Genomic DNA, 24,769 nt, shown 5'->3' with positions numbered 1-24,769 from the left:
ACGTTGAACATCACCAGCCTGCCATGACCGCCCCCTCTCAGCGAATTTGCAGAACTCTCAGCACACTACCTCGGCTTTCGGCGCTGCATTCCTTCTTCACGAAGGTCCATGGAGAATTCCCGACCACGGGTCGAAAGATCGGCTTGTGATCGGAGTGGGCAGATCCTCCCCGACTGAATCTGCCAATAGGGTGTTATCGAGTCAACCGGGTCGAACTTGAGGTCGCGGGTGTCGCTGATCGGCTGCTCGTCGAGCTCGAGAGCTGCCAGCTAAAGGAAGAACACGGCTATGAAGAGCTCCGCAGTTGATGTGGATGCCCAGAGCTGGGAGTGCAGACCGACGAGTTCCCAGCGGGCGAACTTGCCATTGGTAGCGCGCCAGACCAGTGGCGAGAAACCCTCGATGAAGGCCCCCGAGGCGCACGCGGGATGGACTACAGTGGCGTTTGGCGAGAGGGCCTCGAAGACGAGATCGAGTGTAAGATGGACGAGCTCGACACGCGTATCGCGCAGTCCCTGCGATCGCGCCTTGTTCGCGGCGCTCGTGCGTGCGAACTGTTGGTAGATCGAGCTGACTAGATGAACCGGGATGGCATTAAAGCGGAACTGGAAGAGACGTCCCTGGCCGAACTAAGTAAGATCAATCCAGCCATCGCTAAAGGTAGGCGAACACGAGACGTTCGGACTCCGTGCCGCTGAAATCCTCAAATTGAAACGGCCGGACCGTTGGAGCTATCATCACCCGCTTGGCTTCCAGAGCTACGGAGCGGGTTGATTATCTGAACGTCCTCGAAGTCCTTTTCATTGTCGGTCACTACGACACACTCGTTGGCTTCGGCTACAGCGGCAATGATTGTGTCTAGGGCGCTCCGCGAACGGCCTCTGGCTTTGCCGTTGGCCATCAGCCGCGCCCACACGAGGCCAGCTTTCTCGTCGAACGATAGCACGCGGCCAGCGAACAGCGCTTGCGGGCCTTCGGAGCCCTCGAACCAAGTTTCAAGGCTGCTGCGCTTTTTCCCCTTCGGCTTCTCTAGGATGCCTCGGCGAATTTCGGCGACAGTAAGCGAAGCAATGAAGAGGTCTTCGTCCTTCTGCGCGCCCATCCAGGCCAGCAACGAGCCCGAAGGCTCCGGCTTTATGACGTTGCTGATGATATTGGTATGAAGAAGGTAGCGCGTCACAGGTCGATCTTGCGCCCCTCTTCGCGCGGCCGGCTGAGGTCGAGATTGGAGCCAACCAGAGGCGAGCGACGCAACGCGGCGAGAATGCTGCCCGCTTTCGGTGGCTCACCCGCCACTGCTTGCTGTATGGTCCGACGAAGCTGTCGGGCATCCGGCCCGCTCTCCGTTAATTTTCGGGCAAGAGTTCGCAGTAGATCGCGGTCTGCGTCGAAGGCCTGGATCTCGAACCGCGCGATGCCGCGCTCAGCCAGGCGAGAGCGATAATTCTCGATGGCTCTCTTCTGTGCAGTGTTGCCCATCGCGTGCCTCCGTTCTCTATCCGGATATATAGCCATGGCTTCTTCGGAGCACAAGGTGCCCCGTCATCGGGCAGCACTGGCTCCTGCGCGACGCGCGTTGATAGAATTCCAGCTTGTCGAAGCACTGTGACTTGGCATCATTGTCGCGAAACGGAGTATTTCGCGTCAGGACAGGAACGCGATCAGAGCGCGCCGAAACGGCAACAGCCGAAAAGCTTCGTGTGGTCGCCGGCGCGGCCCGCGAATCGGCTGTGTCTGCGTCGCCGAAGCCCGATCGACGCTTCGTCAATCTGGTCCGGCTGCTGGCGCGACAGGCCGCACGGGATTTCGTTCAAGCCGAAACGGATAGCCAGACGCGAGACCGCGTCCCGGAGTAAGGGGCCGCCTCATGAAGGTCGCGCTTGGCGCTCGCTACTCAACTGACAATCACCGAGACGCCTCGATCGAGGATCAGTTGCGGCTCTGCTGCTTGCGTGCTGAAAAGCAAGGCTGGACAGTCGTCGACAGCAATACCCACCGCGCGATCTGCGGCGGGTCGCTGTTGCGTCCCGGCCTTCAGGAGCTGATCAGCGATGCGATGCAGGGCAAATTCCTGATCGTGCTCGCAGAGGCGATGGATCGCCTGACCATGACCGCAAACCGGGAGCAGGCCAGGCTGGGCAAACGTTGCAACAGATCCTTCAAGGAAATTCATAGACTCTTAGCAACTCCGGCTCGCTGTGAATGGTAGGCTTATTGCAACGTCTGAGGTCAGTGGTTCCAAACCGTGGCCCCGCTTGTCTTCGACTGGCCGAACTGCTTGCAATTTCGGCTAAAGGCAAGAAGAGCGCCCATTTGTTTGTTCGACACAGGATATCGACGGTCGTCACGGCCACCGAGATTTGTCCGGTCGTTGGACAACCCTTCGAAATCGCAACTTCTGCGGAGAACGCGAAATGAGAAATTCGGTAGGACTTGGTCCTGAGCCATGATGACACTGGTTAGTCGCCTACGCATGGCAGCGCATCCTGACCGCCTTCGAATCCTGGGCCTTTGTGCGCATGCGGACCTAACTGTCTGCGAGCTAGCGGAGATTCTGAGCGTGTGTCGAGAGCGGGTTGCGCGACACGTCCGGCTGCTCGCCAGAGCCGACTTTCTTTGCTGCAACGAACAGCCTCCGTGGCGCTCGTACCATCTCAACGCAGGATCCAACGACGGCGGGCTGGTTCAATTATTGGTCGATCTCCTGCCCCATCGCGACGGCTATCATAAACAGGACCTGCAGCGGCTCGAAGCGGTACGAGACACGCGGCCGAAAGGGACCGCGTGCTTGATCGTGAAATAGGTCAATCCAATTGGAGCGCGAAGCTACCATGGACAACTCCGCAGACGGCGCGATCGCACAGCCGGACACCCACGGGCGGTCTTCCTTGGCCGCGGTTGATTGCCGCGTCCACGAGCTGCTTCTGAGACAGGAGCGGCAGGAGCGGACGACCCTCAAGCTCATCGCCTCAGAGAACTTTGCGTCCTCGGCCGTGCTGGAAGCGAACGGCTCGATTTTCACGAACAAGTACGCCGAGGGGTACCCCGGCGCGCGCTACTACGCTGGAAACGAGATCGTTGATGAGCTTGAGGATCTGGCCATTGGGCGCCTGAAAACGCTATTTGGCAGCGAGCATGCCAACGTCCAGCCTTATTCCGGCTCGCCGGCCAACCAGGCTGTCTATCGTGCGCTTTTGAGTCCCGGTGACAAAGTCATGGGCTTGCCCCTTCCGGAAGGGGGCCATCTGACTCATGGTTGGGCCATCAACTTTTCCGGAACTGACTATCAACGCGTGCCCTATGGACTAGATGAAAAGACACAGCAGATTGACTATGACCGCTTGCGCGAGACAGCCAAGCGGGAACGGCCGCGGCTCATTTGGGTCGGCGGAACCGCTTACCCGCGTGTCTTTGACTACGCGGCAATGGCAGAAATTGCCCTGGAAGCGAACTCCTATCTCGTAGCCGACATTGCGCACATCAGCGGCCTGATTGCCGCGGGAGCGCACCCGAATCCCGTGGGCCATTGCGACGTGGTCAGCAGCACGTCCCACAAGTCGATCCGCGGTCCCCGCGGTGGCTTCATTTTGTCAAGGAACGAAGATCGCTATCAGGCCCTGTATCATACAAAGAGCAAATACAATCTCGCCAGACGAATAGACCGGGCGGTCTTCCCTCACCTGCAAGGCGGACCTCACATGAATGCCATCGCTGCGCTAGCGGTTGCCTTGCACGAAGCCGCGAACCCGTCCTTCCGAAGCTACGGCCAACAGACGGTCAAGAATGCCAAGGCTCTGGCACATGCACTGCTTGAGCGAGGTTATGACCTGGTTACCGGGGGGACGGACAATCACATGCTGATCCTTGATCTTCGCGATCGGCCATTATCGGGCAAGGCCTATGCCGAGCGACTAGCAAAGGCAGGAATCATCACAAACTTTAATATGGTGCCTGGCGACCCGCGGCATCCGGCGGTCACAAGCGGAATTCGCCTGGGGGCGCCAGCAGTGACGTCAATGGGCATGCGCGATGTGGAAATGGTGCAAATTGCTGGCTTCATTGACTCCGTCCTCCAGCGGCCAGACGACGAAGATCTCCATGCCTGCGTGCGAAAAGACGTTGCCGACTTGTGCGCTGCGTTCGAGGTCCCGGGCATCTCCGACAAGTAAGGTGGGCCAAGCAAAATGCCCATACCACATCCAACATCCGAAGCGAGGTTTTCATGGCTAGGCAGTTCGTGTTCTCTTCCGAATCGGTTGGCGCGGGGCACCCGGATAAGTTGGCCGACAACATCTCGGATGCCATCCTCGATGCCATCCTCCGCACAGATCCCAAGGCGCGCGTCGCCTGTGAAGCGTTGGTAAAATCAGGGATAGTCGTTCTGGCTGGCGAGATCACCAGCGATGCCCAGGTGGATTACAGCCAAGTTGCGCGCGATACGATTCTCGACATTGGGTACGACGACGAGGCCGTCGGCTTTGACGGCCGGCGTTGCTCCGTCGTTCATGCCCTCACCGAGCAGTCGCCCGACATCAGCCAAGGCGTTGACGAGGGAAGAGGGCAAGACCTCCAGCAGGGAGCGGGAGATCAGGGCCTCATGTTCGGCTACGCATGCCGCGAAACCGATACCCTGATGCCTTTGCCGATCCAGCTCGCTCATCGCTTGACGAAACGGCAGGCGTATGTCCGGAAGGCACAACAGCTTGGCTGGTTGCGTCCTGACATGAAATCCCAAGTCTCAGTGCGCTATGAGGGGTTGCGCCCGGTCGCCCTGGATACCATCGTCGTGTCGACGCAACATGACGAGCAGGTCTCGCAAGAGACTGTCCGCGAGGGCGTCATTGAGGAAATCATAAAGCCTGTCCTGCCGACCCACCTGGAGACGGAAGGCATCAGAATTCTGGTCAACCCGACGGGGCGGTTCGTAGTCGGCGGGCCGCGCGGCGACTGCGGTCTCACTGGACGCAAGATCATCGTCGATTCCTATGGCGGGATGGGTCGTCATGGCGGCGGCGCCTTCTCGGGCAAGGATCCGTCCAAGGTTGACCGCTCGGCTGCCTATGCAGCCCGCTATGTCGCAAAGAACATCGTCGCTAGCGGACTTGCGGACGTGTGCGAGGTGCAGCTTGCTTACGCAATCGGCGTGGCCAGTCCGGTTTCCGTCATGGTCAACACGTTCGGGACAGCCAGGGTTGAGGAAAGCAGGATCGAGCGCCTCATTCTTGAGTTGTTCGATCTCAGACCGAAAGGCATTATCAAGATGCTTGATCTCTTACGCCCTATATACCGCAATACAGCGACCTATGGCCATTTCGGCCGTGAAGAGCCTGATTTCACCTGGGAGAAGACAGACAGGGCGGACGAATTGCGTCGCGAGGCAGGACTCGCCGCCCCGTGAGAGCCGCCGGCGAACGGATTGGCAAGCGGAAAGCCCATTTCCACCGGGCAGACCCGCGCCTGGCAGGCGTGGCGAGAAGCCGGCTCGGGTTTTTTGGCGGAGACATTGATGCCGGATTATGACGTGCTTTGCATCGGCAATGCCATTGTCGACATCATCGCCCAGTGCGACGAGGCATTCCTCGAGATCAACGGCATCATCAAGGGCGCGATGAACCTGATCGACACGCGCCGCGCCGAACTGCTCTACAGCCGCATGGGCCCGGCGATCGAGGCCTCCGGCGGCAGTGCCGGCAATACCGCCGCTGGCGTCGCCAGCTTCGACGGCCGCGCCGCCTTCTTCGGCAAGGTATCGAACGACCCGCTCGGCGAGATCTACGCCCATGACATCCATGCCCAGGGCGTCGCCTTCGACACCAGGCCGCTCCAGGGACAGCCACCGACGGCGCGCTCTATGATCTTCGTCACGCCCGACGGCGAGCGCTCGATGAACACCTATCTCGGCGCCTGCGTCGAGCTTGGCCCTGAGGATGTCGAGGCCGACAAGGCATCCGGCGCCAAGGTTACCTATTTCGAGGGCTATCTGTGGGATCCGCCGCGCGCCAAGGAGGCGATCCGGCAGACGGCGAAGCTCGCACACGAGGCCGGACGCGAAGTGTCGATGACCCTGTCGGATTCGTTCTGCGTCGACCGCTACCGGGACGAGTTCCTCGAGCTGATGCGCTCGGGCACGGTCGACATCGTCTTTGCCAACAGCCACGAGATCAAGTCGCTCTACCAGACAAAATCCTTCGACGAGGCGCTGGCTNACCTATTTCGAGGGCTATCTGTGGGATCCGCCGCGCGCCAAGGAGGCGATCCGGCAGACGGCGAAGCTCGCACACGAGGCCGGACGCGAAGTGTCGATGACTTTGTCGGATTCGTTCTGCGTCGACCGCTACCGGGACGAGTTCCTCGAGCTGATGCGCTCGGGCACTGTCGACATCGTCTTTGCCAACAGCCACGAGATCAAGTCGCTCTACCAGACAAAATCCTTCGACGAGGCGCTGGCTCAGATCCGCAAGGACTGCAAGATTGCCGCCGTCACCCGCTCCGAAAAAGGCTCAGTGATCGTGCGCGGCGACGAGACCGTGGTCATCGAGGCGACCGCCATCAAGGAGTTGGTCGACACCACCGGCGCCGGCGACCTCTACGCCGCCGGTTTCCTGCATGGCTACACGCAGGGCCGCAACCTCAAGACCTGCGGCGACCTTGGCTCGCTGGCGGCCGGCCTGGTGATCCAGCAGATCGGCCCAAGGCCAAGGCAGAATTTGCGCCGCGAGGCGGAAGGGGCTGGGTTGCTGTAGATGCGCGGGCAACTAACCAGCCGCCCTACTGACGCGATGACCGCAGTGGCGGAACTGTGTCAAAGCTCGCTGATAGCGACAGCCATTCGCTTCGGAGAGATGCGTGAGCCCATTCCCGCTCAGCCGGGCTAGCCTGAGCGCTATGACTGCCGCAACGGCACCGTTAATCTGTTCGTCTTCCTCGACGCACACCGTCCCTGGCGCCGGGTGAAGGTCACCGACCGGCGTATCAACCAAGACTTCGCCGAGTGCATGCTGAGTTGGTCGACGTCGACTATCCCGAGGCCTCGATTTTCCGGGTGGTGATGGATAACCTCTCCACCCACTCAGCTGGGGCGCTTTACGACGCCTTCCCCGCACCGGAGGCTCGCCGGGTGCTGAAGCGGCTTCAGTTCCACCACACGCCAAAACACGCCAGCTGGCTGAATATGGTGGAAATCGAAATCGGCGTCCTGCGCAGCCAATGCTTGGACAGTCGCATCGATGACAAGGAAACGATCCTCGCCGAGGTCGCCGCTCGGGAACAGCTGCGCAACGCCGAAGGCGCTCAGATCCAGTGGATGTTCACTACCGAGAAGGCTCGCGAAAAACTCTGCAAAGCCTATCCCGTCAACGAGGCATAATCTCTGTGGAAAGGCACTAGTCCATGCGAAGGATAAAAATCCCTGGACAGAAATTGAAAATGGCTCCTGGTATTGCCAACAACTTCGAATCAGTCGATGGCCTCTAATCGAACGATTGACATAATGACTCCCATCCAGAAGACCAATGTTCCGCTCCGCATCCTCATTTTGGGCGGTACCGGCTTCATCGGAGCCCACGAGGTGCGCTACGCCGTCCAGCGAGGACACACCGTGACCGTCTTCAACCGCGGGCTCGGGCAGGCAGATCTCCCTCCAGGCGTCCAGTACCTGCGCGGCGACAGGAGCAACGACCTTGACTCGCTGAAAGCCGCGTCATGGGACGCCGTCATTGACAACTCCGCCACCGACCCGGCTTGGGTCCGGTTGTCTGCAGAGTTGCTGCGGGATCGTGCAAAGCTTTACATGTATGTGTCCTCCACCGGCGTCTATTTCCCCTACGTCACGACGAACATTAGCGAGGCTGTGAAGCCGATTTTGATAGAGAACCCGTCCAATGGGTGGAGCAGCTTCGGCGTACGCAAGGCGCTCTCGGAGATCGAGGTCGAAAAGGCATTCCTCGGGAGAACTATCATTGTGCGGCCTCACTACATCGTCGGCCCGGGGGACACTACGTACCGCTTCCCCTATTGGCCGCAGCGCGTCGAGCGCGGCGGCGAAATACTCGCGCCCGGTCGTCGGACGGACGCCGTACAATTTATGGACGTGCGCGATCTGACCGAGTGGATGATCCGGATGGTGGAACTGGAGGCGACCGGCACTTACAACGTGGCGGGTCCGCGCACTCCGCTGTCGATGACCGATTTCCTCACCGGGGTGCGCGCATCCCTCGGTGTCTCTGAGAACGACGTACGCTTTACCTGGATCGACGACTATGACTTCCTGGAGGAGAATGGTGTGGATGAGGTCGTGCCTTGGGTGCCGCTGTGCGGCGACGCTCTGGGCTCCGCGAGCATCAACTTCGACAAGGCCCTAAGGTCTGGACTCACCCACCGCCCTCTTGCCGAGACGGTGCGCGATACCCTTGCCTGGTGGAATTCCAGCGCGGTGCCTCCAGGGCGCAGGGCCAAGCCCGATTTCGCGCTTACGCCGGAGAAGGAAGAGGGAATGCTCGCAGCGTGGAAGGCGCGAACGGTGGCTGATACAGAAAGATAAAAGGAATGTGCAAACGATCGCTGCTCCGAAGCCAGAACAGAAGTGTTCGCCACATACGCGGCGTCAATCTATCAAGAGAGAAGCGCTTATTGATGTTTATGCCATCTGGCATCGGGATCCACAGGTTCTCAATCTCGCGCACCTTGCGCGGGAAATCGGCGACCACACGGATGCCTTTCATCTGACGGATCTCTTGTTAATGCGGCAGGTTGTCTCGGCGGCGCAGATGCCGAATACCGGGTGTGAAACTAGCTGCCCGCACTGGCTCCCCGAAGACGCCGAGGCCAATCCGGTTCCTGCCGTCCTCGAATACCTGCCTTATCGCAACCGCGAGGAAACGGCGGAACGTGATGCGCACCTATCCCTACTTCGCCGGTCATGGCTACGCTGGCGTACGTGTCGATATGCGTGGCACCGGCGACAGTGAAGGCGTTTGAAGGGCGAGTATCTGAAGCAGGAGCAGGATGACTGCCTCGCCGTCATCTAATGGTTGACCAAACAGCCTTGGTGCTCGGGGCGCGGTCGGCATATCGGCATTAGCTGTGGCGGCTTCAACGGGCTCCAGGTCGCCGCCCGCCGCGCTTAAAACCGTGATCGCACTGTGCTCAACCGACGACCGCTATAATGACGACATCCATTATCTCGGCCGCGCGCAGATGCGTGACAATCTGGACTGGGACACTACCGCTTGGGCCATCGCCATGGCGCCCCCGTCAATCTCACGCGTCGGCATGAAGATCTCGAGTTCCAGCCGGCAGCCAGGCAATCCCGAAACGGTGGCCTTCGTCGCCTATGCTGCCTGCGAAGAATTCAAGTTAACGTTAGACTGTACGCATACGACGAAGGCCGCATGATCGGCACGCGCGCGTGGGCGCGGCGGGCTCTATGATGGCGATGCGTGAAGGTCAGGCGGCCTGCTGGTCGGCGGACTTGTCGGTTCGCGCCGGCACTTCCAATGCCAGGGCAGTAATTCGTGCAGACCGAGGCGGGAAGATCGGCAATGCGGGCCAGGACATCGGCGAGCCGGCTTTCGGGTCGATGTCGTAAGCACAACGGCGCCGCGCTGGGAACCGGCGAAGGTGCCGTCGTCGATGAAGCGGGCGAAGTCGGCCCAGCGTCTGAGCATGTAGTTGATCGGCTTCAGATAATAGGCCCGCAAAAGCGAGATTTGCGAAGCTCATCTCCATCAGCAACATCGACAAATTGCGATCCGTAAAATGTTTGCTTTGGCTTTCCCCAGTTGACGCCCATCCCCATACCCCCACCGCTATCCGTTTCTCCCTCAAACATCCCTCGGTCTAGACGGGAACGCCAATCTAGAAGACGAATGGCTATAGCCAGACGCGATTCAGGTCCGCTCTTTTTCAAGGGGGTCGTTCGATGCCAAACCGACTTTGTAAACAGTAGCGCATCTCCCAGGTCAAATTCGTCTTCCAACTTATTCTCCTCGAAAACTTCCTCCAGTAGGCTCGACGTAGAGAATATTTTTTGCAGTGGTGATGACATGACGCTAATATCTCCACCCTTGCGCATCTTCTTTGAAAGCAAACTTGAGAGCTGAAAATTGAAAAGCCCAGATAATAGGCTCTCTGGGATGTAAGCCATACCCCCGCCCCTATCCGGATCGATCCTATTCAAGGGAACCCAGATGCTGTATCCTGGATCGACTGGCCGAATGAAACGGAAGCTAAGAGAGTCGTAATGCCAAGTGAAGCCGGTCTCGCCTTTGCTCAATTCGAAGGCCAGACCCTCGCTCACTATGAGCGGGTCACCGATAAGGCCGACCACTGCCTTGCGGAATGAGTTGGCGGTGTAGATGTGTCGCAACGCTGTAGTCTGCCCTAGGCCATAGGTCAGCCGCTTGAACCCGCTTCCGTATTTTGTGTCGAGGTCGGACGCTGACCTGATGTTCAGCAAGGCCGCCTCTCTGAGAGCCTGTATGCAGGCGGGACTAAACAATCCGTTGATCTTCAGGAATCCGTTCTTTTTGAAGCTTTCGCCCTGGTCCAAAGTTATATCAACCGCATTCACAAAGCGGGTGTCATTTGCATCAACAGTATCATGCAGGGTAGACATGCCACGCATGCTCCTCGAGGTTATGAAGGGGGCCAAAGCAAATGCTAGAATCCGCCTAATTGCAGAATCCCTATCCTTTTGGAAATCGCCAAGGACTTTGTAGAGAGAGGTACGGCGCGTGGAATCCCGACACGACCAACGGATGACCACGGGGCAACTTGTCAAAGCCTGCGGCTGAACCTCGGCAATTTGCCGCTGAGCAAAGACAGACTGATACACCGATGCATTCGGATTCCGTCGTAGCGTAGTCGAAGCACACTTCGTCGCCAGAAGCGATTTGACGCACAGCGATAAAATCGTACGCTCCCAGATGATTCGGAACTATAGCTAAATTGGGATCGCAAGAATGATTTAAAATGACCGCTGGCCCCTCGAACAAGGCGTGGACATTCCAATCCAGTTGAATGGAGTTCGTTGTCCGACTACGCTCCATGCGAGCAACTACCCCTTTAACAACAATTTCTCCAGGCAAAAGATCCAGAGCTGCGAATACGCCTCGCCCCCTAGCGCCACAGCTATCAATAACTTTTGCATTGCGGGCGTTGAGTTGTCTTGCGCAAGAGACTTCATCTATCAAGATAGACATCGACATGGGAAATCCTTACTCCTCACGATGAGCATCGGTTTGCTGTGATACAAGTCGGCGTCGCTTCCGACGTCAATGAACCTCTCAAAATTTATGCCAACCTGGCTATCGAGTGAAAAGAGATTTTTTGGCTGCTTTTCAGCGTTCAGGCTGGAGCAAAACGAACAACTGAATAGGCCTTTGTACCGGGTCAGACAAACGCGAGGAGTCAGGGCCCTGTTCGATCGCCGTGGCACATCGCCAAATCGGAGCAGCGGGTTGCGTGCGTCAAGTTCAGCAAAAGGTGATGTGGTCGTCCGCCACAGACTATTGGCTGCATGAAGGAGTGCCCTCAGCGCCTCCTTCTTGTGCTTCGCAAATGGTCTATGCTTAGGTAACGACTGACTGCAGAGAATTCTGCGCCTGAGGAAGATCCGGTCGAATGCATCAGTGTGGCGATCGTGTCCCGCGGCGTGGTGTAGCTGGCGGCATTAGTCGCCGTGCTCTCCGGCATGGGCCGGGCTGATCAGCGCGCCACGGCTGGCAGGCTGATCAGGGGATCATCGCTCATCTGGCTGATCGTTTCCAGAGTCATATATCTGGCCCGCTGCACTGCCCATTCATCGTTCTGTTCGAGCAGGATTGCGCCGGCGAGGCGCACGATCGCATCGTCGTTCGGGAAGATTCCGACGACCTCGGTGTGCCGGTTGATCTCGCCGTTGAGACGTTCGATCGGATTGGTCGAGTGGAGCTTGGCGCGATGTTCCTTGGGGAAGGTCATGTAGGCCAGCACGTCGGGCTCGGCGTCGTCCATGATTGTCGCCAGCTTCGGCACCTTCGGCCGGATCTGGTCGGCGACGGCGCGCCATTGTACGGACGCGGCCTCGGGCGTTTCCTGGGCGAAAGCGGTGGCGATGAAGGCTGAGACGACCCTGCGGCCGCTCTTGCCGGCATGGGCCAGCACGTTCCTCATGAAGTGGACGCGGCACCTCTGCCATGTCGCGCACAGCACCTTGGTGACGGCCGCCTTGAGGTTTTCGTGAGCATCGGAGACGACGAGCTTGACGCCGCGCAGGCCGCGACGTGTCAGCTTGCGCAGGAACTCTGTCCAGATCGGCTCGGCCTCCGAGGTGCCAATCTCCATGCCCAGTACCTCGCGCCGGCCGTCCGCGTTGACGCGCCATCCGGCGCAGGATGCCTGGATCGTGGAAGAGTTCAACAAACTTACCGCGCACGCTAAGCGCACACCTAGCCGACCTGCCGAAGGGCAAGCCCGGCGAGGTGTGGTTTCAGATGCTATGAGCGTGAATCGGCCCTTTAATTGCGGGTGATTGTCAATCCGAGTTTCGCTCTGTCATCGCCGGGGTCATTTCCTTTCCGAGGTCGAGTGCCTCATGATGATGTTCGGGTTGGGCGCCTCAACGTGTGCAACGAAGTTCGAAGTCAACGTCAGCCGATTCAACGAGGTCACCACAACCACCGCCCGGCGGGGACATCACGGGTTTCGGAAGCGGACCCGCGATTGGGATCGAGCGCGGGTTGTCACGCCATCTTTTCGCCGCCCCACTCAAAGCTGGTGCCGTTAACCCAGAGCCAGTGGAGCAGAACGCGATCTTGCGAGCTACCGCCACTTTTGCCTTTTTCATACCTATCCGCTTCGACAGGCGAACGCCCCACGCCTTCAGCATCGACCATTTCTTTGTCCGGTGCATGAGGACGCTGGCCGCTTCGTATAAATAGGTCCGCAACAGCCGATCTCCCCCAGCGTGAGACACGGCCGTTGACATCTGTTTCCCCAGATTGTTTTCGCCGCGGTCTCAGACCAAGGTAGGCGTCGACGTCACTGGCCGAGGAAAAGCGCGAAGGATCATCGATCGTATGGCAGTAAGTCAACGCCGTCACGACGCCGACGCCAGGAACCGTGATAAGCCGGCGCGTGGTGTCATCCTCACGAACAAGGCGTCGTACCTGCCGGTCCAGCTTTTCCTATTCCCTGCAAGCCTGTTCATGGAGGGTCAGAAGCGGCTCGATCACGGATCGAAGCTGATGCCCGTCGACAACCAACGCCTGGACCTTTCGCCGAAACTGCGCACCGATTGAGCGACTGAACTGCAGCCCGTACTCTTTCAGCATTGACCGGACTTGGTTCTCGAGATCGCGGCGGATGGCGATAAGTCGCGATCAAGCCACCAGGAGGGACCGGGTTGACTGGCTCTCTGTGCTTTTGACCTTGACCTCCCGATACCAGCCGACGCGAACCAGCTCGGCAAGGCCGCGGGCATAGTTCTCATCACTTTTGTTCATTCGAACTGAAAGTGCCGCCTTCGCATGTCGAGCATCAATGCAGACAACCGGCATTCCGACCCGTTTTGCTCATGCCAGCCAGCTGGAGATGGCGCCCGTCTCGAATCCGATGCGCTCGGCGTGAGGTGCGCGTTTGCGGAGCAACTCGGTCAATGCTCCCAGATCGGACTTCATTTTTCCTTGGAAGACAGACCTCATCGACGACGCAAACACTGGTCTCTCGCTGCGACACATCCAATCCGACATATTGCTTCAATGCGGCCTCCTCGATCTCAATGGTCGGCGGCTTTTGCCATCAGCCGAATCTTCGTTCAAAGGAGCGACGGCAGCAATTACGTCATCGTGTGTAAAATTGGATCAGACTCAATCTCGCTGCATGTGCGGGCGACGTATTCTCAGTCGATCTTGGGGATGCACGACATGTCTTTGCGCCAGGGCTTCAGATGGTTCTCCGCCAGCCGTCGGCGGACGGTCTCAGAACACAGCTCTTCATGGTCGGTGAGCCGGACCATCTCCTCGGCCAGGAGTTCGAGGTCCAGCGGGCCCGTCCCGGTGGCGGCTTTGAGCAGGCGGTCGCCAGCAAAAGCGCCTCCTCCTTGCTCGATAGTTTGCGCTCAACGCCGGGTCGCGGCTCCTCGGTGAGCGCTCCCTCCAGGTTCGCTTCCACAAAGCGGCGCCCTGTCCGACAAATCGTCGATCCCGAGACCTTCAAGGGTTGCGGCGATCACCTCGTCGCTCACGCCGTCGTTCGCGGCCAAGAGGATCTGTGCGCTTTTGCGTGAGCGCGTCAAGTTGATCACCTTCCGATACTCACCTGCACCTCCTTCAGCGTGCAGGCGCAGACGAATCCCGAGATTAGTCAGTCACTTGGCGAACGACAAGCCGCGCCGCAGCCGCGCTTTACGCAGCTTTAAGGCCAGTATTTGGCCTTCATCTATGCCCGGATCTTCAAACAGCCCCGGCCGGAGCCGACATGCAGCGCCACTCGACGTCACCGCTCCGTCCGTCCACCAGATGGTGATCACTTTAGAAAAAGCCGGCCTCATCTCGCGCACGCCCGGGGCCGTCCGAATTCCTCCGGAAGCGCTTCCGATTTTGCGCTAAAACAACCCATCACAATCTGTCGAACGGTACTAGGCATCCGTGATGACGACTGGCGTGCCATTTCCCCTCGGAACACGTTTGGCGCTCACTCGTGAAAACCGCTTCTGCCACGCACGCACGGCTTGCGGGCGCATCGTCAAACATGGCCACCAATGCGATCTTCTGCATTCTAACGTTGTCACGCGCTTGAAGTCTTGTCCGGGCGATCGCGAGGGACGTCGCAGCCCGACAGGAATCCATTAGTTGGACAATGGTGGCAACGGTGCAGCGCCGCTAATGGGCGACTGAATATTTCACAATGTTAGACAAAGGCGTAAAAACACGATCACATAACGACATAAACATTTCGTTATTGCATCATTGACAAAAGAGCGGGTTGCTGTGATTGTCTGGCGTGTCGTGGTTCTCGCGTGCGGTGCTGCCGCAGCGGAGCTAAGAGGGAAGCCGGTGCGATGCCGGCGCTGCCCCCGCAACTGTTAGCGGCGAGCCAACCCCACTCATGTCACTGAGGCGAATACCTCGGGAAGACGGGTAGAGGCTATGACCCCGCGAGCCTGGAGACCTGCCACGACGAATTACGTCCACGGGCGGGGTGTCTCGGTGGCCGCTGCAACCCGGGCGTGCCGGGCCTGCTAGCGCCTTCCTTGTCACCGACGCCCCAACCATCGGGGTATGACATGACTGTCTCTCAGCAAATTCCTGTAGCAACGCTCGGCGTGCCGCGCTTCGGTCGTCGGCGAGAACTGAAATTCGCCCTTGAAAGCTACTGGTCCGGAAAATCGTCCGCTGGCGACCTTCTTGGGACGTCGAAGGCACTCCGTGCCGCTAGCTGGGAGGAGCAGCGCGATCGCGGGGTGTCAAAAATCCCGTCGAACGACTTCTCGCTTTACGACCATGTGCTCGACACCGCAGCCACGGTCGGCGCCATTCCATCCCGGTACGGCTGGAATAGCGGCGAGGTCCCACTTGACATCTACTTCGCAATGGCGCGCGGCAACAAGGGTCAGACGGAGGATTGTGGACACGCAGGTCACCAGGAGGCGGCTCATGGACCTGGTGTAACCGCGATGGAAATGACCAAGTGGTTTGACACCAACTACCACTACATTGTGCCGGAGCTCGATGATGATCAGACGTTCGCCCTCTCGTCAACGAAGCCGGTCGATTACTTCCTCGAGGCTAAAGCTCTCGGCATTCACACACGCCCAGTCATCCTTGGACCCATCACCTTCCTCAAGCTGGCGAAATCGCCTGCCGAAGGGTTCGGTCCCATCGCGCTCCTACCGCAGCTGCTGCCCGTTTACGAGCAGCTTCTGCAGAGGCTGAAGCTGTCGGGAGCCGACTGGGTGCAAATCGATGAGCCAGCGCTTGTCCTCGATCTGAACCCGAACGAACGAGCTGCGTTCGAATTCGCCTATGGCCAGCTGTCGAAAGCCGCGCCCGAGCTGAAGATCATGCTGGCTACGTATTTCGGGTCGCTGGGAGACAATCTCGAAACCGCGGTTTCTCTGCCCCTGGCCGGCCTGCATATTGATCTCGTGCGCGCTCCCGAGCAGCTGGAAACGGTGGGTCGGCTCGCTCCGAAGGATCTGGTGCTCTCGCTCGGCTTGATCGATGGCCGCAACGTCTGGCGTGCGAACCTGCCCGCCATTCTCGACCGCATCAAACCGATCGTCGCCGGCTGGCCCTTGGACCGCGTCGAAATCGCGCCTTCTTGCTCGATGCTGCATGTGCCGATTGACCTGCGCATGGAGACGGAACTCGAGGCCGACATCAGGTCGTGGCTCGCCTTCGCGGCCCAGAAGACCGACGAGCTGGTCTTGCTGGCCCGGGCCCTGTCCCAAGGCAGGGATGCGGTGGCAGGCGCGTTGAAAGCGACTGCCGAGGCTGCCGCCACTCGCGTGACGTCCACGAAGATCCATGACCCGCTTGTTGAGGGGCGGATCGCCAGCATTGACCATAGCATGAAGCGACGAGAGAGCGCTTTTGGCGAGCGCTCCAGAGTCCAGGCCGGCGCGCTCGGGCTGCCGCCGTTCCCGACGACGACAATCGGGTCCTTCCCGCAGACGCCGCAGGTACGCCGCGCGCGGGCCGATCATGCGAAGGGCCAGCTCAGCTATGTCGACTACGAGATCTTCCTGAAGAAGGAGATCGAGTCGGCAATTCGTTGGCAGGAAGAGATCGGGCTGGACGTGCTGGTGCACGGTGAGTTCGAACGAAATGACATGGTTCAGCATTTCGCCGAGCAGCTGTCTGGCTTCGCCTTCACCCAGCATGCCTGGGTACAAAGCTATGGGTCGCGCTACGTGCGTCCCCCCATCATCTTCGGGGACGTATCGAGGCGCAATCCGATGACGGTGCGCTGGTGGCAATTCGCCCAGTCGCTTACGGAAAAGCCCGTGAAGGGAATGCTCACAGGCCCAGTCACCATTCTCAACTGGTCCTTTGTTCGCGACGACGTACCCCGCTCCGAAGCCTGCCGCCACATCGCGCTCGCCATCCGCGACGAAGTGACGGATCTCGAAAGGTCCGGCGCAAGGATGATCCAGATCGATGAGGCCGCGTTTCGCGAAGGATTGCCACTGCGCCAATCTGACTGGAAAGCCTATCTCGACTGGGCTGTCGAATGCTTCCGGATCGCTTCAACGGGTGTAAAGGACGCGACTCAAATCCATACCCACATGTGCTATTCGGAGTTCAACGAGATCATCGACGCGATCGCTGGAATGGATGCGGATGTCATTTCGATTGAGACGTCGCGCTCGAAGATGGAACTGCTGGACGCCTTCACGCGCTCCAAATATCCGAACGAGATCGGTCCCGGCGTCTATGACATTCACTCACCACGTGTGCCGGAGGTCTGCGAGATTTCGGACCTAGTCATGCTTGCCCGCGAGCGACTGTCCGACGGCCAACTGTGGGTAAACCCGGACTGTGGACTCAAAACACGCAAATGGGAGGAGGTCCGCCCTGCCCTCATGAACATGGTCGCTGCAGCGCGCGCGCTCCGGGAGAAAGTGGCCTGAGGCTTCTCCTTCCTCACCGTGTGGTGAGCTACCGGCTGGCTCATGTCGGCCGTGGATGCCAAACCGGCACACTCTTGGAAATGAGCCACTCGGCGCAAATGTGCAATTTCCCTACGGCACGTGTCTTAATCCCGCAGAAATATAAATGTGACACTACGCAATAATATTGGTTCCTTGGGGACATATAGGCCCCGCGCCTCGAACAAATCGGACACGCGTCGTTTCTTAGAGTGACTGCTTGGCGCCTTCGCTCAGGCGGCCACAATATATGCTGCTGCGTCTGTCCGCCCCCACTTTATTCGCGCAGACTACGGCGCGGTGGCAGGTTTCGGGTATTGCTAGCGTCCCGCCAATTCGGAGATGGACGTCGCAATTCCGTGTCGCCCAAGTAAAAGTCGCACTCATTTTCGATTGCGACGTCCGCAGCCAGCTGGCCCTTATTTTCCTGAGATCTGCGTTACAGGCCGGGGCGTTGTCGCCGTTTCTGAGGGTAGGATGGGATAGGCGACGTCGGGTGCCTCTCCGGTCAGCGAGTTGAGAAAGGCAACAAGCAGGTCGACTTCTTCGTCCGCCAGTACCACACCAAGCTGGGTGGTCCCCATGATGGCAACGGCCTGTTTCAGATCCCAAACCTTGCCCGAATGAAAGTATGGCGCCGTGAGTGCGACGTTGCGCAGCGGGGCCACGCGGAAAACATAGGAATCGTCAGCTGCATTGGTGACCGTAAATCGGCCCTTGTCTTTGTCCGGCAGGACCTCGGCGCTGGGCTGTTCCACAAGGCCGAATGGGTAATAGGCTTGCCCACCAACGTTGATGCCGGCATGGCAGGACGAGCAGCCTTTGTCCATGAAAAGCGCCAGGCCCTGTTTCTGTTCGGAAGTCATGGCAACCTCATCACCATTCAGGAAGCTGTCGAACGGAGCCGGTGTGACCAGCGTCGCCTCGAAGGCTTCGATCGCTTTGGCGAAGTTGTCGAAGGTGACCCGATCGGCTTCAGCGGGAAAAGCTGCATCGAACCACTCGACATATTGCGGCATGGACTTGAGCGTGGCGATGACTTGGCCCGGTGTATTGGCCATTTCGATCCCGGCTTGGACCGGTCCCTTAGCCTGAGCCTTCAGGTCTTCGGCACGACCATCCCAGAACTGGGCGATGTTGAAGACAGCGTTCAGTACAGTCGGCGCGTTGCGCTGTCCCTTCTGCCAACCATGGCCGATCGAGTTTTCGTGATTGTCGTCGCCGCCGGTGGCCAGGTTGTGGCATGAGTTGCACGACAAGACGCCTGACGCCGAGACGCGTGGATCGAAGAACAGTGCCTTGCCGAGAGCGATCTTTTCCGGGGTGATCGGGTTGTTGGCGACTGTCGGCGTGGTGGATGGCAAAGCCGTGAAGGTGGCCAATGCCGTATCTCTGAGGTCGGTGGGGATCGAATCCGCAGCAAAGGCGGTGGGTGCCAGCAAGGTGACAGCCATCGTACTGAATAGGATTTTCATAATTGGTCTTCCTGCGTCGTCCACGCAGCCATTATGCGATCTGCGGCTCATGAACGCCCTGAGCCAGATCAGCTTGAGGGAGAGGACGGGGTCTGACACCTGTTTTCGCAGCTGAGCTGGGACCCTCTTGGAAGTGATCGCTCTTCTCGATTGGCTTCAGGGAGAAGGAGTATCCCTGCTCGGCAACCAGTTGTATGCATCAAAGCACGCCCTGAGGGCGGCTTCGTAGATTCGGTCACTGCGATCTTCCAGCCAAGGTTGAGAAAGTCACAGCATGCGCAAGACTGGCAGCGAAAAGTGAGCTTCTGAAACGTCAGGGTTCATTCGTTCCTCCTGACCTCCTGATTGAGTAATCGGCCTTGTCGACACCCGCCGACTGCACATTGTGATGTCACCAGCGATGGCGGTTTCAATACCTAAGCAGCGACGGTCTATACGACAGTATGGATGTCGTATCGGAATAGCCGTTCTGCCTTTATCGATCGTCACACCGGCATATAGCTCCGCTTCTACGAACATCCCATCACGCGAGGACGGCGCGGCGCTTGAGCAGGTCCACCCGCTGTAACTGCCTCACACCTTGATTCACAGATCCTAAGCGATGACCATGTAGTCGTCATCATTTGACGGGCGCGGGGAGCCACCGCAAACTGTGCGGTTGCCAAGGCGTAATGAAGTGAATTGGATGATCTTCGGTTTGCGAAACACGCACGTCCGACGCAGCTTGCGTTGACAGAGGCGGTTTTAGGCGCAATAGCACTTCCGCTGGCCTATTTTGTGGAGTTCAATTGTGGTTCGGCCAAGGGCGCGGGGCGCCGGACCGGCCCCTTGTAAACCTAATTAAAGAGAGAGAGAGAGACCCTGCATGGAAGAAATCTTACCGCGCATCGCCACTGGTGCCGGCATCGGCCCGGCTCTCGCAGAGAAGGCCGTTGGGTTGATGCTGGGGTTCCTGCGGAGCCACGCGGCCGACGGCCCCGGCGCGCGCATGATCGAGGCCATTCCGGGAGCTTCGGAATTAGTAGCGAAGTATCATGGCGACGACCCAGAGGGTGGCGGCCTTATGGGGCTCGGGCAGCAATTGATGAGTGAGGGTCTCAGCATGGCAAAGATCGCCGCCCTCGCCAACGAGACGATCGCCTGCGCCAAGGAACATGCCGGCGACGAACTCGTGGACGAGGTCCTCAATTCCGTCCCTGGCCTTCCCCAGTTCGTCTGATCAGCGGCAGCGGGGGGCGCATCACCTTGTGCGCCCGTGCCGGCCCGTCTGCGCAGCAGGCATTCTCCGCCAAGCGTTCCGCACCGATCTCGCCAGACCACCAACCGCCGGGCACGCGAAGCGAGCGTTGGAGTACTTCATTCGTCTATCGAAAAATCAACCTCAGGCGATTCGATGTGTATAATTTCTGGCGGTAAGGGTTTATCCTGAACGCTTTCGATGAAGCCCGCGAGATAAGCAAACGTATTGTATTTCTCGAGGACCAACCGCTTCGCCTCTCTTATTGCGCCGCGACGTTCCTTCCACAGGTCCGAGTCGATGATTTCTTGAATTTTTGGGATTACGTTCTTGTCCTCTGGGTCAATCAGAACCATAGAGTCCGAAGGGAAGAACCTCGTGATTGCCGGGCTGCCGTAATAGATCGGCATTGTTTCAGCAACGAAGCAGTCCATAAGCTTCTCTGTAAAATAGTAATCAGCACGAGTATTCTCGAACGCTATACTGTAACGGTAAGGTGCCAGTGCGTTCCATTTATCTCCAATCAGCCGAAAACCTCGGCCGAAAAGGTCAAAATCGAGCTCCTTTCTCAGCCGTTCCAGAAACGCCAGCCGATATCGATGTCCTTTAAGCAGGGCGATGTCACTGGTAATCCATGAGAGCCGAAGCGGCTTATCCACGACTTCGCTGACCAGAAGTTGGTCATATGTCTTGTTTACAGACCAAGACCGAGTGATAGGTGGAGACAAAACGAATCGGCGCGCTGCATTCTGCCGAGCAGCCAGCTCTGCGTCACACGTCAGGACGATAGTATTTTTCCCCTGCCCTTCATGAAACGCGCGATGAGCTTTCGTCGGCGGTTCGCCGATTGCAAAAATTGTCCTGTTTGGGCTCGCCTCGATATCAACAGGGAGTCCAAAAAGAGAAGCAGAGTTAAAGACGATATGCCAATCGGGCGCGAAGGATGTCGTGCGAACAAAAGCGACATTGTTCCAGATTCCACTGCCCTTTGGAGTGAGATGGTGGATTGCATCATCCAAAACGCCCCAAGAATCTAGACATGTAGCAACAATGGGCGCCGGGCGTTCCGTCAACAATTTGGCCGACAAAGAAGTTTCACTCCCTTCACTCGTGAAGGTACTCAATCGCCATTCCGGATTGCGGTAAGATTGGGCAGCATAAACCTTCCGGGACCCGCTGTCGAGGCAATTGTCGCTTTGCACTTGACCAGGTTCTTCCTCGCTTTGTGCGGTTATCAGGCCGGCTGAGTGGCAGCATGCGTGCCCTAAGGAGTTCGCAGCCCGCTCTGCCTACATGGTACGTTTGATCGTCTTCAGGCGGTTGACCAGCCCTTCCGCCTGGCCGTTGCTCCACGGTAGTTCAATGGCATCGCGAACGGCGTCAGCGTCACGGCGTAGGACCCGACCGGAACGCGTGATGGCGACGAACCCGGAGTTGACGCCACGTCGATCGAAGTGTCGAGCTTGCCCACTTCACAGGCCCGCAAAATGCCGCGGAAGCGCATGGCAAGCCTGCGCATAGTGGCAACTCATGTGATCCCTGCTTCAGGACATCGACCTTTGTGGCCTGGTTGATCGTCAGCACATCCCGAGGCTTCCTGCAGAGGGCCGGGGCGACTACCGGCGAGATCACACGGCCGGTCGCGGGATTCCGTATGGGACAGCGTCGCTGGCTGGTTGACGCGTATGATTGAAGCAGGCGACGCACTGTCCTTGCCCGGCCTCTCGGCGCGGCGCCAGCTTGCGAGAAGCCGCTCCAGATTCGAGAAGCTGCCCGTGTCGCCGCGCTGTTCGATATCGTGGAACAGGTGTCGTCCGCAGCAATTGCCGTCTCTCGAGGACCGGCAAAGAAACGCCTCGAAATACATAGATGTCCTTGGTTACCAGCGGCGGTTCCCAGCCCCTTGGAAGAGCGGCTCACCGGGCGATGAACTTACATTTGGCCATTGCCAATGAACGTCCATCGTCCTGACGCCCACCAGCAAGCGATCACGATCCCTCGATTTCACAGTCCAAACAAGTAAAGCAATACAAAAATAGCGCGCTTAGCCTCGACTACTAGCAACTTCGGCGCAAAGTTACAGCCGGGACGCGCCACGCACCTCGGCAGGGTCGCCAACAACGAGTGGCTCAGCGGTCACGACGGGAAATATGGCGCATCGATGTCGCTTCTGGACGAGCATTGGCAATAACGCTGTCGAGACATTGTTGCTTTCAGCGGCAACCGGCCCTATGAAGCGACGCTTCGCTGACTATGTTTCACCGCCTGGAGAGTTTCATGACAGAAGAAGCCGGAAAAAACGTCGACACCCTCATTGAGCTTGCCGCCGATGTCGTGTCGGCCTATGTCTCCAACAATCCGATCCCGGTGGGGGATCTCCCTGCCCTCATCGGCCAAGTGCATGCGGCTCTGAGAGCGACGGCCGGAGGTGTCTCTGCGCAAGAGCCGGTTGCCCTTACGCCTGCAGTCCCGATCAGGAAATCGGTGACACCGGACTACATCATCTCCCTTGAGGACGGGAAGAAATTCAAATCGCTAAAGCGCCATCTGTCGACCCACTATGGGCTGACGCCGGATGGATATCGGGCCAAATGGGGCCTGCCCGCGGATTATCCCATGGTCGCGCCGAACTACGCCGCGGCGCGCTCGTCATTGGCCAAGACGATGGGGCTCGGCCGCAAACCGAAGGCGCCGGAAGCGCCGGAGCCTGCGCCGACGAAGCGAACCCGCAAGAAGGTCGCGGCTTGATTTCGGCAATCGAGATTCGTTCTGGAGCGTTGCAGCCATCGGCTTAATCTGCGCGTCATATAAGAAGGCGGGCCCAACCCCGCCTTCAAACAACTTGTTCATGAGGAATTCGCGACGCCTGCAGCAATCTGCTGCCCTCAGTTTTTGCTCGCTCCCATCGAGCGGTCGTGAGGACCTCCGGACCTACGTGCCTACTCTTGCCGGGCAGGAGAAAATTTCAACCAGCTTTGCTCAGGCTGCCAGCGGAGGACTTGCCACTGCGGCGATCCTGCTCGATCTCATAGTTGATCTTCTGGCCGTCAGCGAGGGTCGAGAGGCCCGCGCGTTCCACAGCGGAAATGTGGACGAAAACATCCGGACCGCCATTGTCGGGCTGGATAAATCCAAACCCTTTGGTGCTGTTGAACCACTTTACCGTTCCAGTCGGCATATACTTGTTCCTTCTTTTACAATGCAACGGGGGCAGGCCATTAGGCCTGTCCGAGTCATAGCCGAGAGTTGGGCGCAGCAAAAAGCGAAAAATTGTTAAGCCCCGATCAGCTGGCGCACTCCATTGTGGCGTAGCCGCCAGCAAGCACTGTCCTACACTACCGCTCGAGCATGGCCGGATGCGCCCGATTTCTTCCAACGCTCCTCAGCGCCACTTCGATGGCTCGTGTTTGGAGGCGTGGGACATAAGGCCGACCGCTGCTCGTGCCGCCAGGTCAAAGGCCGGGTAGTTCACGGAGCTGCCTTCGTGCATAACACCCTTGGGAGCGCCTTAAGGAGTTTCGAGTTGGATTGTTTCAAGAGGGTCGAGGGGTTGATCGATGCGACCAGCGTGGAAGCGATCGATAGCGCGCGCGTTTTGCTGGACCAGTTCAAGGGCAAGTCAGAAACAATCGCCCAAGCGATTGACGACTTCCTGCTTGATTTCATGACCTTGCTGTTTGTGGTAGAAGCTACCCGCGAGCAGTTCCACAATCCGGCGAGGCGGTTAGCGCGCATCAGATTGAGCAAGGTCAGGCTGTTACTCACGCGATGCTCTTGACCTAAGCGACCACTCCGCCAGGCATGCATTTGCAGCCGAGCGCACCAGGCGGTATTTTACGCACATGAAATCAATCGCGACCGCTAAATTCGGCTGTTTGGTGCCCATGGACGACGGCAAGCGCGGACAGCTTCCGTGCTGCTGTCCTGCAGCGGCAAATGTGCTGCATGCCCCCATCCAAAGGCGAGCTCGACGTTTGTTTCTTACGTTGACCAAGGTCCCGCGAAAACACCCCCCTTTCCGCAGCAACTCATCACGTTCAACGGCCTCGCGGCAGGCCATCACGCCAGAAGAGAGCAACGGCATCGTTTTTCCCGCCCAGTCCTACGACCTCGTTTTCCAGCGCCTCGCGAATGTCGCCACCCGCCGTTTTTTTCAGGTCCGTCTTCGCGCGCGCGCTGGGTCCGCGCCCACTTAGACTAGCTACGCTGCTCACGCCTCTACCCTTCAGCACCGCCCGGTCTGACTGTCGAGGACATCGGTCCGCTGGAGCGACAACATTTCAATTCTAACCGTCGGTGCAGCCGCCTTCGAAGCGCATCCTGTACCCCTCCCCGGCAGCGGCCTGACCGTCTTCCGAAGGAAGAAGATATTCTCAGCCGTGCTCGCGTCGCCTTCAGCCCTGTTCGATCGCCAACAATGTCGGA

General features: G+C 58.7%; 19 protein-coding genes, 8 pseudogenes and 1 riboswitch. Of the genes and pseudogenes, 14 read left to right on the top strand and 13 right to left on the bottom strand.

All coding sequences use genetic code 11. From position 1 onward, the window contains the following. Window positions 1-703 precede the first annotated feature (703 nt). Together X756_RS150805 and X756_RS150810 are read right to left on the bottom strand one after the other, a co-directional pair. Window positions 704-1,180 carry a type II toxin-antitoxin system VapC family toxin gene (locus X756_RS150805; RefSeq protein WP_023685624.1) on the bottom strand — a complete coding sequence of 159 codons (477 nt, stop codon included), beginning with the start codon at window positions 1,178-1,180 and terminating at the stop codon, window positions 704-706. Beyond that, a complete protein-coding gene (locus tag X756_RS150810) occupies window positions 1,177-1,479 on the bottom strand; it encodes a hypothetical protein (protein WP_023671839.1) in 303 nt (100 codons plus the stop codon). Before X756_RS150810 ends, X756_RS150805 begins: the two co-directional genes overlap by 4 nt. Before the next feature lie 388 nt (window positions 1,480-1,867). Here X756_RS150810 and X756_RS150815 point away from each other — a divergent pair, with 388 nt between their 5' ends. From X756_RS150815 to X756_RS1000000170555, 9 genes and pseudogenes are all read left to right on the top strand, one after another. After that, a complete protein-coding gene (locus X756_RS150815; protein WP_023724679.1) occupies window positions 1,868-2,209 on the top strand; it encodes a recombinase family protein in 342 nt (113 codons plus the stop codon). Between the two features lie 237 nt (window positions 2,210-2,446). Then, window positions 2,447-2,803, top strand: a complete 357-nt coding sequence (locus X756_RS1000000167505) for an ArsR family transcriptional regulator (protein ID WP_081726248.1) — start codon at window positions 2,447-2,449, stop codon at window positions 2,801-2,803. 28 nt (window positions 2,804-2,831) lie between these two features. Next, the gene (glyA, locus tag X756_RS150820) at window positions 2,832-4,169 is read left to right on the top strand and encodes a serine hydroxymethyltransferase (RefSeq protein ID WP_023730044.1); all 1,338 of its coding nucleotides are present in this window, start codon (window positions 2,832-2,834) and stop codon (window positions 4,167-4,169) included. A gap of 53 nt (window positions 4,170-4,222) precedes the next feature. Continuing rightward, complete coding sequence (metK, locus tag X756_RS150825) at window positions 4,223-5,398, top strand: methionine adenosyltransferase (RefSeq protein ID WP_023693516.1); 1,176 nt, start codon at window positions 4,223-4,225, stop codon at window positions 5,396-5,398. A gap of 108 nt (window positions 5,399-5,506) precedes the next feature. Further along, window positions 5,507-6,202 (top strand): annotated as a pseudogene (locus X756_RS0134445) (adenosine kinase); the annotation flags it as partial. After that, entirely contained in the window at window positions 6,144-6,743 is a 600-nt protein-coding gene (locus X756_RS1000000167500; protein WP_084569911.1) for an adenosine kinase, read from the top strand. The pseudogene X756_RS0134445 and the gene X756_RS1000000167500, both read left to right, overlap by 59 nt. Before the next feature lie 93 nt (window positions 6,744-6,836). Then, window positions 6,837-7,366: pseudogene (locus tag X756_RS01000000165555) on the top strand (transposase); the annotation flags it as partial. A 123-nt stretch (window positions 7,367-7,489) separates the two neighbouring features. Continuing rightward, window positions 7,490-8,539, top strand: coding sequence for an NAD-dependent epimerase/dehydratase family protein (locus X756_RS150830; RefSeq protein WP_032999455.1), 1,050 nt, complete (start codon window positions 7,490-7,492; stop codon window positions 8,537-8,539). A 226-nt stretch (window positions 8,540-8,765) separates the two neighbouring features. After that, window positions 8,766-9,186, top strand: a pseudogene (locus tag X756_RS1000000170555) (CocE/NonD family hydrolase); the annotation flags it as partial. Window positions 9,187-9,444: 258 nt separating this feature from the next. Here the strand turns inward: X756_RS1000000170555 and X756_RS1000000169350 are convergent. From X756_RS1000000169350 to X756_RS1000000169885, 5 genes and pseudogenes are all read right to left on the bottom strand, one after another. Beyond that, window positions 9,445-9,710: pseudogene (locus tag X756_RS1000000169350) on the bottom strand (hypothetical protein); the annotation flags it as partial. Next, window positions 9,680-10,615, bottom strand: a complete 936-nt coding sequence (locus X756_RS150840; protein WP_023730040.1) for a phytanoyl-CoA dioxygenase family protein — start codon at window positions 10,613-10,615, stop codon at window positions 9,680-9,682. The pseudogene X756_RS1000000169350 and the gene X756_RS150840, both read right to left, overlap by 31 nt. 1,091 nt (window positions 10,616-11,706) lie before the next feature. Further along, window positions 11,707-12,357, bottom strand: a pseudogene (locus X756_RS150845) (IS256 family transposase); the annotation flags it as partial. Between the two features lie 365 nt (window positions 12,358-12,722). Continuing rightward, window positions 12,723-12,875: a hypothetical protein gene (locus X756_RS1000000169890; RefSeq protein ID WP_245264520.1), complete on the bottom strand. Its 153-nt coding sequence runs from the start codon at window positions 12,873-12,875 to the stop codon at window positions 12,723-12,725. Between the two features lie 93 nt (window positions 12,876-12,968). Next, window positions 12,969-13,082: pseudogene (locus X756_RS1000000169885) on the bottom strand (transposase); the annotation flags it as partial. On the opposite strand from X756_RS1000000169885, the gene X756_RS1000000169880 reads away from it, so the two are divergent. Next, window positions 13,059-13,280, top strand: coding sequence for a hypothetical protein (locus X756_RS1000000169880; protein ID WP_023730037.1), 222 nt, complete (start codon window positions 13,059-13,061; stop codon window positions 13,278-13,280). The pseudogene X756_RS1000000169885 and the gene X756_RS1000000169880 sit on opposite strands and share 24 nt — an antisense overlap. 602 nt (window positions 13,281-13,882) lie before the next feature. Here the strand turns inward: X756_RS1000000169880 and X756_RS1000000169875 are convergent. After that, window positions 13,883-14,320: pseudogene (locus tag X756_RS1000000169875) on the bottom strand (helix-turn-helix domain-containing protein); the annotation flags it as partial. Window positions 14,321-14,971: 651 nt separating this feature from the next. After that, window positions 14,972-15,173: riboswitch (cobalamin riboswitch) on the top strand. 92 nt (window positions 15,174-15,265) lie between these two features. Here X756_RS1000000169875 and metE point away from each other — a divergent pair. Next, window positions 15,266-17,614, top strand: a complete 2,349-nt coding sequence (metE, locus tag X756_RS150855; protein ID WP_031238629.1) for a 5-methyltetrahydropteroyltriglutamate--homocysteine S-methyltransferase — start codon at window positions 15,266-15,268, stop codon at window positions 17,612-17,614. A 437-nt stretch (window positions 17,615-18,051) separates the two neighbouring features. Here metE and X756_RS150860 read toward each other — a convergent pair whose 3' ends face one another. Next, on the bottom strand, window positions 18,052-19,107 hold the full coding sequence (locus X756_RS150860) for a cytochrome-c peroxidase (protein WP_023730032.1): 1,056 nt from the start codon (window positions 19,105-19,107) through the stop codon (window positions 18,052-18,054). 865 nt (window positions 19,108-19,972) lie between these two features. Here X756_RS150860 and X756_RS150865 point away from each other — a divergent pair. Then, on the top strand, window positions 19,973-20,326 hold the full coding sequence (locus tag X756_RS150865; protein WP_023730031.1) for a hypothetical protein: 354 nt from the start codon (window positions 19,973-19,975) through the stop codon (window positions 20,324-20,326). A gap of 137 nt (window positions 20,327-20,463) precedes the next feature. Here X756_RS150865 and X756_RS1000000167475 read toward each other — a convergent pair whose 3' ends face one another. The 3 genes and pseudogenes from X756_RS1000000167475 to X756_RS1000000168800 form a co-directional block, all read right to left on the bottom strand. Beyond that, on the bottom strand, window positions 20,464-21,468 hold the full coding sequence (locus X756_RS1000000167475; RefSeq protein ID WP_198020027.1) for a glycosyltransferase family 10: 1,005 nt from the start codon (window positions 21,466-21,468) through the stop codon (window positions 20,464-20,466). Beyond that, a pseudogene (locus tag X756_RS1000000169870) lies at window positions 21,449-21,723 on the bottom strand (hypothetical protein); the annotation flags it as partial. The gene X756_RS1000000167475 and the pseudogene X756_RS1000000169870, both read right to left, overlap by 20 nt. Then, window positions 21,657-21,863, bottom strand: a complete 207-nt coding sequence (locus X756_RS1000000168800; protein ID WP_023730029.1) for a hypothetical protein — start codon at window positions 21,861-21,863, stop codon at window positions 21,657-21,659. The gene X756_RS1000000168800 and the pseudogene X756_RS1000000169870, both read right to left, overlap by 67 nt. A gap of 758 nt (window positions 21,864-22,621) precedes the next feature. Here X756_RS1000000168800 and X756_RS150870 point away from each other — a divergent pair. Continuing rightward, window positions 22,622-23,092 carry a MucR family transcriptional regulator gene (locus X756_RS150870; RefSeq protein WP_023685635.1) on the top strand — a complete coding sequence of 157 codons (471 nt, stop codon included), beginning with the start codon at window positions 22,622-22,624 and terminating at the stop codon, window positions 23,090-23,092. Window positions 23,093-23,309: 217 nt separating this feature from the next. Here the strand turns inward: X756_RS150870 and X756_RS150875 are convergent, their stop codons facing one another. After that, entirely contained in the window at window positions 23,310-23,522 is a 213-nt protein-coding gene (locus X756_RS150875; RefSeq protein ID WP_023730028.1) for a cold-shock protein, read from the bottom strand. 372 nt (window positions 23,523-23,894) lie between these two features. Between X756_RS150875 and X756_RS150880 the strand changes: the two genes are divergently transcribed. Then, the gene (locus X756_RS150880) at window positions 23,895-24,122 is read left to right on the top strand and encodes a hypothetical protein (RefSeq protein WP_245260682.1); all 228 of its coding nucleotides are present in this window, start codon (window positions 23,895-23,897) and stop codon (window positions 24,120-24,122) included. Window positions 24,123-24,769 lie beyond the last annotated feature (647 nt).

This window comes from Mesorhizobium sp. LNJC405B00, from assembly GCF_000502615.1.
Lineage (GTDB): Bacteria > Pseudomonadota > Alphaproteobacteria > Rhizobiales > Rhizobiaceae > Mesorhizobium.
This window is presented reverse-complemented; position numbering and strand designations above follow the sequence as displayed.

Coding starts and splice junctions, on each gene's coding strand:
- X756_RS150810 (WP_023671839.1), bottom strand. CDS start 1,479: ATGGGCAACACTGCACAGAAGAGAGCCATCGAGAATTATCGCTCTCGC.
- X756_RS150815 (WP_023724679.1), top strand. CDS start 1,868: ATGAAGGTCGCGCTTGGCGCTCGCTACTCAACTGACAATCACCGAGAC.
- X756_RS1000000167505 (WP_081726248.1), top strand. CDS start 2,447: ATGATGACACTGGTTAGTCGCCTACGCATGGCAGCGCATCCTGACCGC.
- glyA (WP_023730044.1), top strand. CDS start 2,832: ATGGACAACTCCGCAGACGGCGCGATCGCACAGCCGGACACCCACGGG.
- metK (WP_023693516.1), top strand. CDS start 4,223: ATGGCTAGGCAGTTCGTGTTCTCTTCCGAATCGGTTGGCGCGGGGCAC.
- X756_RS150830 (WP_032999455.1), top strand. CDS start 7,490: ATGACTCCCATCCAGAAGACCAATGTTCCGCTCCGCATCCTCATTTTG.
- X756_RS150840 (WP_023730040.1), bottom strand. CDS start 10,615: ATGTCTACCCTGCATGATACTGTTGATGCAAATGACACCCGCTTTGTG.
- X756_RS1000000169890 (WP_245264520.1), bottom strand. CDS start 12,875: ATGGTCGATGCTGAAGGCGTGGGGCGTTCGCCTGTCGAAGCGGATAGG.
- X756_RS1000000169880 (WP_023730037.1), top strand. CDS start 13,059: ATGGCAGTAAGTCAACGCCGTCACGACGCCGACGCCAGGAACCGTGAT.
- metE (WP_031238629.1), top strand. CDS start 15,266: ATGACTGTCTCTCAGCAAATTCCTGTAGCAACGCTCGGCGTGCCGCGC.
- X756_RS150860 (WP_023730032.1), bottom strand. CDS start 19,107: ATGAAAATCCTATTCAGTACGATGGCTGTCACCTTGCTGGCACCCACC.
- X756_RS150865 (WP_023730031.1), top strand. CDS start 19,973: ATGGAAGAAATCTTACCGCGCATCGCCACTGGTGCCGGCATCGGCCCG.
- X756_RS1000000168800 (WP_023730029.1), bottom strand. CDS start 21,863: ATGCGCAGGCTTGCCATGCGCTTCCGCGGCATTTTGCGGGCCTGTGAA.
- X756_RS150870 (WP_023685635.1), top strand. CDS start 22,622: ATGACAGAAGAAGCCGGAAAAAACGTCGACACCCTCATTGAGCTTGCC.
- X756_RS150875 (WP_023730028.1), bottom strand. CDS start 23,522: ATGCCGACTGGAACGGTAAAGTGGTTCAACAGCACCAAAGGGTTTGGA.